We start from the raw sequence: 8,626 nt of genomic DNA, 5'->3' as shown, positions 1-8,626 counted from the left end.
TGGCCGTGGGCTCGCTCAAACGCGACGAGGGCGGACTGCGACGGCTGATGCTCTCCCTGGGCGAGGCCGTGGTCCGCGGCGTGACGCCCGACTGGTCCGCGGTGCTGCCCGGCGACGGGCGCGCCGACCTGCCCACCTACCCGTTCCAGCGGCAGCGTTTCTGGCCCGCCCGCGGCGCCACCGATGTCACCGCGGCGGGCATGGCCGCCACCGGGCACCCGTTGCTCGGCGCGGCGCTGACGCTCGCCGCCGACGACGGCGTCGTCCTCACCGGACGACTGGCCTCGCCCACCGCACCGTGGCTCGCCGACCACGTGCTCGGCGGCCGCCCGGTGCTGCCGGGGACCGCGATCCTCGACCTGGTGCTGGCTGCCGGTCGCCAGGCCGCGGTGCCGCACATCGACGATCTCACCCTGCGCGAGCCGTTGGTCCTGCCCGCGACCGTGCAGCTCGCCGTCGGCGCGGGCACCGCGGGGACGGAGACCCGGCCGGTCACCGTGTTCGCCCGCCGCGACTCCGACGACGAGTGGGTTCGGCACGCCGAGGGAACCCTGCGTGCCTCACCTGCTGTCACCGGCGCGGCCGACGGCGACGCCGTGGACCTGCCCGCCGACTCGGAGGAGGTGCCCCTCGACGGCCTCGCCGACCTGTTCGCCGAGGGCGGGATCGAGTACGGCCCCGCATTCCGTGGCCTGACCCGCGTGTGGCGGAGCGGTGACGAGGTGTTCGCCGAGGCGTCGTTCGACGGCGACGTGACCGGACTCGGCGTGCACCCGGCGTTGCTCGACGCCGTACTGCATTCCCTCGCCGTCACCGGTGGCGCCCCCGCACTGCCCTTCGACTGGCAGGGCGTCACCCTCCACGCCACCGGAGCCCGCGCCGTCCGTGCCCGCCTCACCCCGGTGGACGGGGACGCCGTCACGCTGGCCGTCACGACCCCCGACGGGACGCCGGTGCTGAGCGCCGAACGTCTCGGCTTCCGCCCGGTCGACCCCGCCGCGCCCACCGCGCCGCTCTACCGTCTGGAATGGACGGAGACGGCCGCGACGGAACCGGCGCCCGCCGACGTCGTGGCGTTGTCGGACGCCCACGCCGGCCTGCCCACCCCGCTCACCGTCGGCTGCCCTGCGGGCACCACGCCCGCGGACGTGCTGCCGTTGCTCCACGACTGGGCCGATCGCGGCGACGGGCTCCTCACCCTCGCCGTCCACCCCGGCCCTGACGGTGCCGCCACCGCCGGTCTGGTCCGCAGCGCCGCCGCCGAGCACCCCGGCAGGTTCGCCGTTGTCGAAACCCGCGGGGCCGTGCTGCTGCCGACAGCCGACGAACCGTGGACCCGCGTCGAACGGGGAGTGCTCGAGGCTCCGCGGCTCGCCCGGGTGACGCAGGCCGCCGACGCGCAGGCCGACACCGCGTCGTGCGCCGAGATGTTCCCCGCGGACGGGACCGTGCTGATCACCGGCGGCACCGGCACGCTCGGTGCCGAACTCGCTCGGCACCTCGCCCGGCGCGGTGTCGCCGCTCTCGTGCTCGCGAGCCGCCGCGGCCCGGATGCCCCGGGGGCCGCCGAGCTCGCGGACGAACTCGGCGAACTCGGTGCCCGGGTGGAGGTCGTCGCCTGCGACGTCGCCGACGCCGCCCAGGTGCGCGCCCTGCTCGCCGAACACCCCGTGACCGCCGTCGTGCACACCGCAGGCGTCCTCGACGACGGGGTCCTCTCCGCCGTCACCCCGGAACGGCTCGACGCGGTCGTCACACCCAAGCTGACCGCGGCTCGCGTGCTCGACGAGACCACCGCCGACCTCGACCTGACCGCGTTCGTCGTCTTCTCCGCCGCAGCCGGGCTGTTCGGCAACGCCGGCCAGGGCGCCTATGCCGCGGCCAACGCCGGACTCGACGCCGTCATCGCGCGCAGGCGTGCCGACGGCAGGCCGGGCACGTCGCTGGCGTGGGGATTGTGGAGCCGGGCCAGCGGCATGACCGGTCACCTCGACGAGACCGCCGTCTCACGGCTCGCGCGCGCGGGTGTGCGGCCGCTGCGCACCGAGGAAGCGTTGGCGCTCTTCGACCGCGCCGTCGGTGAGGACGCCGCCGACGGCCCGCTGGTGCCGATCGGTCTGGACCTTTCGACACTGCGGTCACGGACCGACGTGCCGCCGCTGCTGCGCGGCCTCGCAGGGCCGCGGAAGGCCCACGTCACGTCGGTGGACGACATCCAGGCGGACCTGGCGGGCGCGACCGGCGCCGAGCGGCAGCGGCGCGTGCTGGACCTCGTCCGCAGCCACGCCGCCGCCGTGCTCGGGCACCCGTCGTCGGCCGCGGTGGAACCCGGACGTGCCTTCAAGGACCTCGGTTTCGACTCGCTCACCGCCGTGGAGTTGCGCAACCGGCTGGCCGAGGCCACCGGGACCCGGCTGCCCGCGACGGCGGTCTTCGACCACCCGACCCCGAGCGCACTCGCGGACGTCATCGCGGGCACCGCACGGAGTGAGCGGTCCGCGACGACCGCCGTCCCGGCCGACGAGCCGGTGGCGATCGTCGCCATGGCCTGCCGTTACCCCGGCGGCGTCGCCGATCCGGAGCAGTTGTGGGATCTCGTGCGCTCCGGCACCGACGCCATCGGCCCGTTCCCCACCGATCGCGGCTGGGACATCGCCGGGGGATACGACCCGACGGGCGAGCGTCCCGGCTCGTTCTCCGCCCGCGAGGGCGGGTTCCTGGCCGACATGGCCGACTTTGACGCCGAACTGTTCGGCATCTCGCCGCGCGAGGCGCTGGCGATGGACCCGCAACAGCGCCTGCTGCTGGAAACGGCGTGGGAGACGTTCGAGCGCGCGGGCCTTCCGGCGGAACGGCTGCGCGGCAGCCGCACCGGCGTGTTCGCGGGCCTGATGTACTCCGACTACGCGGGCAGGCTGACCGGTGTGCCCGCGGACGTCGAAGGCCACCTCGGCACCGGGAACTCGGGCAGTGTCGCCTCCGGCAGGCTCGCCTACACCTTCGGACTGGAAGGACCCGCCGTCACCGTCGACACGGCGTGCTCCTCGTCGCTGGTGGCACTGCACCTGGCGGCGCGGGCACTGCGCTCCGGAGAGTGCGACCTCGCCCTCGCGGGCGGTGTCACGGCCATGTCCACGCCGGGGCTGTTCACGGAGTTCTCCCGGCAGCGTGGGCTCTCCCCGGACGGGCGGTGCAAGGCGTTCGCCGACGATGCGGACGGTACCGGATTCGCCGAGGGCGCAGGCCTGGTGCTCGTCCAGCGGCTGTCCGATGCGCGGCGGGCGGGCAACCGGGTGTTGGCCGTGCTGCGGGGTTCCGCGGTGAACTCCGACGGTGCGTCCAACGGCCTGACCGCGCCCAACGGGCCGTCGCAGGAACGCGTCATCCGTGCCGCGCTGGACTCCGGTGGACTGCGTCCGTCCGATGTGGATGCCGTCGAGGCGCACGGTACGGGCACGGTGCTCGGTGACCCGATCGAGGCGCAGGCGCTGCTCGCCACCTACGGGCAGGACCGGGAGACCCCGCTGGCGCTGGGGTCGATCAAGTCGAACATCGGTCACACGCAGGCGGCGGCGGGTGTCGCCGGGGTCATCAAGATGGTGCAGGCGCTGCGGCACGAGGAATTGCCGGCCACGCTGCACGCCTCGACGCCCAGTTCGCACGTCGACTGGAACTCCGGTGCGGTGTCGCTGCTGACCGAGCCCTCCCCGTGGCCGCGGACCGCGGCACCGCGCAGGGCCGCGGTGTCGTCGTTCGGCGTCAGCGGTACCAATGCGCACGTCGTTCTCGAACAGGGCGACCCCGAGCCGGCCGAAGCGTCCGCCGGTCCCGACGCGATCGACGACGGCGTCCCCGGCAACGCGGGCACCGACGACATCGCCGCCGCAGGAGCCGCTCCGCTGGTGCTGTCCGCCAGGTCCGAGCAGGCCCTGCGGGCCTCGGCGGCACGTCTCGCGGACGCGCTGCCGGACCTGGCGTGGACGTCGGCGGCGTACTCGCTCGCCACCACCCGCGCGCGGTTGCCGCACCGGGCCGTCGCGTTGACCGGCGAGGCGGTCGCGGCGCTTGCCGCGGGGCGGGCACACCCGATGCTCGTCCAGGGAGACGGCGACACGGCGCACAGCGCAGGCAGGGTCGCGTTCGTGTTTCCGGGTCAGGGTTCGCAGTGGGTCGGGATGGCGCTGCGGTTGCGGGACGAGTCTCCGATGTTCGCGGCTCGGCTGGCCGAGTGCGAGGCGGCGTTGTCGGAGTTCGTGGACTGGTCGCTGTCGGATGCGCTGGCCGACGCGGAGTTGCTGGAGCGGGTCGACGTCGTGCAGCCGGCGTTGTGGGCCGTGATGGTCTCGCTGGCGGAGGTGTGGCGGTCGTGGGGCGTCGAGCCTGCCGCGGTTGTCGGACATTCCCAGGGTGAGATCGCCGCCGCCGTGGTCGCCGGAGCTCTGTCGCTCGAGGACGGTGCGCGGGTTGTCGCGTTGCGTTCTCGGGCGTTGCGGCGTCTCGCGGGCCGTGGCGGGATGGTGTCGGTCGCACTGCCGGAGGCCGAGGTGCGGGACCGCATCGCCGGGTGGGGCGAGCGGATCTCGGTGGCGGCAGTCAACGGTGCGTCGGCGGTGGTGGTCTCGGGCGAGCCGCATGCGCTGGACGAGCTGATCAGCGCATGTGAGGCCGAGGACGTTCGTGCCAAACGAGTCCCGGTGGACTACGCGTCGCATTCGCCACAGGTCGACGAACTCCGCGAGGAACTCCTCGACGTGCTCGCACCGGTGACGCCGCGGGGCGCCGAGGTGCCCGTCCACTCGACGTTGACGGGTCGGATCGAGCACGGCCCGGGTATGGACGCGCAGTACTGGTTCGACAACCTCCGGTCCACGGTCCGCTTCTCCGACGCGGTCGAACAGCTGGCGGCCCACGGATACGCCACGTTCGTCGAGTGCTCCCCGCACCCGGTGCTCACCGTGGCGATGCCCGACGAGGTGACCGCGATCGGCTCGCTGCGCCGCGACGACGGCGGCGCGCACCGCCTGCTGCTGTCGCTGGGCGAGGCCGTCGTCGCCGGTGTGGAACCGGACTGGAACGCCGTCGTCCCCGACGGCGAACGGGTCGACCTGCCCACCTACGCCTTCCAGCGCAAGCGCTACTGGCTGGAACCGGGTCCACGCGACGCGGGCGGGGACGCCGAGTTCTGGGCAGCCGTCGCACGGGGCGACGTCGATGCCTTGGCACCCGAGGGACCCGAGCGGGACGCGCTGCGCACCGCCCTGCCCGCGTTGGCGCATTGGCACGAACGCCGCCACGAGCGCGAGACCATCGATTCCTGGCGCTACCGCCTCGACTGGGAGCTCGTCACCCCGGCAGGTCGGCTCGGCGGTGACTGGCGCGTCCTCGTGCACGAGAGCCAGGCGGACCACCCGTGGCCCCGCGCCGCGGCCGACGCCCTCGGCGCCGAGATCGTCACCGCCGCCGACACCGACGACCGTGCCGCGCTGGCGGATGCGCTGGGCGGCGACGGCGTGCTGTCGTTCCTCGCCCTCGCCGAGCACCCGCACGCGACCCATCCCGACCTGACCGCGGGAGTCGCACTCACGCTCACCGCCGTCCAGGCCCTGCACGACACCGGTGCGGCCACCCGGTTCTGGGCCGCCACCACCGGCGCGGTGACCACCGGTGACGACGATCCCGTGCGCAGCCCCGCCCAGGCACAGATCTGGGGCCTCGGCAAGGTCGCCGCACTCGAACACCCGGCTCTGTGGGGCGGTCTCGTCGACCTCCCGGAAACCCCGGACGGCGTCCCGCGTCGCACCCCGGCCGACGACCTGCCGCCGGTCCTTTCCGGACACGAGGATCAGGTCGCGATCCGGGAGGGCGGCATCCTCGCCGCCCGGCTGGTCCGCGCCGCCACGCCGCGCACCGACCTCTGGCAGCCCTCCGGAACGGTGCTGCTCACCGGCGGTACCGGTGCGCTCGGCCCGCACGTGGTACGGCGACTGGTGGCGGCAGGGGCGACGAAGGTCGTGCTCACCAGCAGGCTCGGCGCCGACGCTCCCGGCGCGGCGGAGTTGACCGCCGAGTGCGCCGGGGTGGTCGAGTTCGTCCGATGCGACGTGACGAACGCCGACGACGTGCGAGCGCTGGCCGACCGGCTCGCCGCCGACGGCACACCCGTGCGGACGGTGCTGCACGCGGCCGCGTTCATCAAACTCGGCCCGGTCGCCGGAACCACACTCGACGAGGTGGCGGCCGTGGTTCGGCCCAAGGTCGGCGGAGCGGCCGTCCTCGACGACGTCTTCGGCGACGACCTCGACGACTTCGTGCTGTTCTCCTCGATCGCCGGCGTCTGGGGCAGCGGTGACCACGTCGCGTACGCGGCGGCCAACGCCCACCTCGACGCGCTGGCGGCCGCCCGCCGTGGTCGCGGCGCCGCGGGCACCTCCATCGCCTGGGGCGTCTGGGCCGCCGCGAACGAGTGGGACGACGGGCACGTGCACGAGGGAGTCGACCCCGAACGCGTCCACCGGCAGGGCCTGCCGTTCCTCGACCCGGACCGTGCCCTCACCGCCATGGTCGAGGTCATCGGCTCCGAGGCCGTCCCCGTGGTCGCCGACGTCGCGTGGGACCGATTCGTGCCCGTGTTCACGTCCCTGCGTCCCAGTCCGCTGCTGTCCCGTGTCCCGGAGGTCGTCGCGATCGCCGAGCGGGACACGCGGTCCGACGCGGATCCGTCGGGCACCGGGTTGCGGGCCGAGCTCGCGGGCCTGGCCCGCGGCGACCGGCTGCGCAGGCTGACGGCCCTGGTGCGCGAACACGCCGCCGCGACCCTCGGCCACGGCGGCGCCGACGAGGTCGAGGCGCGCACCGCCTTCCGCGATCTCGGCCTGGACTCGCTGACCGCCGTCGCCCTGCGCAACCGGCTCACCGCCGCGACCGGACTGCGCGTGCCGACCACGGTCGTGTTCGACCACCCCACCGCGACCGCGCTCGCCGAGCATCTCGACGGCGAACTGTTCGGCCACGCCACGGGAGCCGAGGTCGTGGTCCGCGAGGCCGTGGACGAGCCGCTCGCCGTCGTCGGCATGGCCTGTCGTTTCCCCGGCGGCGTCACCGGACCCGACGAGCTGTGGGCATTGCTGGACGAGGGCGGCGACGCCATCGGGCCGTTGCCGACCGACCGTGGTTGGCCCGCCGACCTGTACGACCCGGACGCGGACCGCCCCGGCACGACCTACGCCGAGGGTGGCGGGTTCCTCGACCGGGTCGCCGACTTCGACCCGGCGTTCTTCGGCATCTCCCCGCGGGAGGCCGCCGCGATGGACCCGCACCAGCGGCTGCTGCTGGAAGTGTCCTGGGAAGCGCTGGAGCGCGCCGGTGTCGATCCCACCACGCTGCGGGGCACCCGCACCGGCGTCTTCGCGGGCGTCAACTACCAGGACTACGCCGCCCGCCTCGGTGACACCGACGACGCGTCGCAGGGTCACCTGCTCGTCGGCAGCGCCGCGAGTGTCGTCTCCGGCCGCGTCTCCTACACCCTCGGGCTGCAGGGCCCCGCGGTCACGGTCGACACCGCGTGCTCGTCGTCCCTCGTCGCGCTGCACCTCGCGGCCCGGTCGCTGCGTTCGGGCGAGTCCGATCTGGCGCTCGCCGGTGGCGTCGCGGTGATGTCGGGGCCCGGCGCGCTGATCGGGTTCGCCCGCCAGCGCGGCCTGGCCGCCGACGGCCGGTGCAAGGCCTTCGGCGCGGACGCGGACGGCATGTCCCTCGCCGAGGGCGCGGGCATGGTCGTGGTCACGCGGCTGTCCGAGGCCCGCCGCCGTGACTGGCCGGTACTCGCCGTCGTGCGCGGGACCGCCACCAACCAGGACGGCGCCTCCAACGGACTGACCGCCCCGAACGGCCCGTCGCAGCAGCGGGTGATCCGAGAAGCCCTGGCCGAGGCGGGGCTCGGCACCTCCGACGTCGACTACGTCGAGGCTCACGGCACGGGTACGTCGCTCGGCGACCCGATCGAGGCCGACGCGCTGCTCGCCACCTACGGCCAGGGCAGGCAGCGGCCGCTGCTGCTCGGCTCCGTGAAGTCGAACATCGGCCACACCCAGGCGGCCTCCGGGGTCGCCGGGCTGATCAAGGCTGTGCTGGCGCTGCAGCACGCCCGACTGCCCCGCACACTCCATGTCGACGTGCCCACCCCGCACGTCGACTGGACCGCGGGCCAGGTGTCGCTGGTGCAGGAGGCCACCGCCTGGCCGGACACCGGTCACGAACGCCGGGCAGGGGTGTCGTCGTTCGGGATGAGCGGTACCAACGCCCACGTCGTCCTCGAACAGGGTGACTCCGTTCCGGTACCGGTCGCGCCGGCCGAGTCCGGGACGCCGGGTGAGCTCGGAGCCGCGCCGGTGCCGCTGATGGTCACCGGCCGCACGCGGACCGCGTTGCGTGACCACGCCGCTCGCGTGGCCGCCGTCCTTCCCGGATTGCCGGCGGAGTCGGTGGCGTTCTCACTCGCCACCACCCGCACCGCCTTCGAGTACCGGGCTGTGGCGGTCGGTGCTGATGCGGTGCGGGCGTTGGCCGAGGGTGTTCCGCATCCGTTGTTGGTGGAGGGTTCGGCGGGGGAGCCGGGTCGGCTGGTGTT

At 74.3% G+C, this 8,626-nt stretch carries 1 protein-coding gene; it reads left to right on the top strand.

Going from position 1 to position 8,626, the window contains the following annotated elements; translation table 11 throughout:
• Window positions 1–8,626 (top strand): type I polyketide synthase (locus LY13_RS24680; protein ID WP_253830964.1); only part of this gene is annotated, 8,626 nt, incomplete at both ends.

Source organism: Prauserella aidingensis, from assembly GCF_024171865.1.
Lineage (GTDB): Bacteria > Actinomycetota > Actinomycetes > Mycobacteriales > Pseudonocardiaceae > Prauserella > Prauserella aidingensis.
Note: the sequence above shows the minus strand (reverse complement) of the source record. Positions and strands in the feature narration are given on the sequence as shown.